This window comes from Pseudoalteromonas sp. GW168-MNA-CIBAN-0100 (assembly GCF_040309225.1).
GTDB lineage: Bacteria > Pseudomonadota > Gammaproteobacteria > Enterobacterales > Alteromonadaceae > Pseudoalteromonas > Pseudoalteromonas arctica.
Map to the genome: position 1 here is coordinate 1 of NZ_JBEOOL010000181.1, position 394 is coordinate 394.

Sequence of the window (394 nt, forward strand, 5' to 3'; positions counted from 1 at the left end):
GGTCGGCGATGCAGGATTTGAACCTGCGACCCCTTGGACCCAAACCAAGTGCGCTACCAAACTGCGCTAATCGCCGATATTCGTTGTAAATGGGGTGACTGATGGGGCTCGAACCCACGACAACCGGAATCACAATCCGGGGCTCTACCAACTGAGCTACAATCACCGCTATATTTACATGTTTTCAAATGGTGCACCCAGAAGGATTCGAACCTTCGACCCACGCCTTAGAAGGGCGTTGCTCTATCCAGCTGAGCTATGGGCGCATCGAAAACTTCATAGTTTACCAATAAGCTATTCGATTATAATAAATTATAAAAATGGTCGGCGATGCAGGATTTGAACCTGCGACCCCTTGGACCCAAACCAAGTGCGCTACCAAACTGCGCTAATC

The 394-nt window shown here is 49.2% G+C and carries 3 tRNA genes; all 3 read right to left on the minus strand.

Going from position 1 to position 394, the window contains the following annotated elements:
* Positions 1-2: 2 nt before the first annotated feature.
* Positions 3-76 (minus strand) — tRNA-Pro (locus AAEY62_RS20615).
* 14 nt (positions 77-90) lie between these two features.
* Positions 91-166, minus strand: a tRNA-His gene (locus AAEY62_RS20620).
* Between the two features lie 23 nt (positions 167-189).
* A tRNA-Arg gene (locus AAEY62_RS20625) sits at positions 190-266 on the minus strand.
* Positions 267-394: the final 128 nt, after the last annotated feature.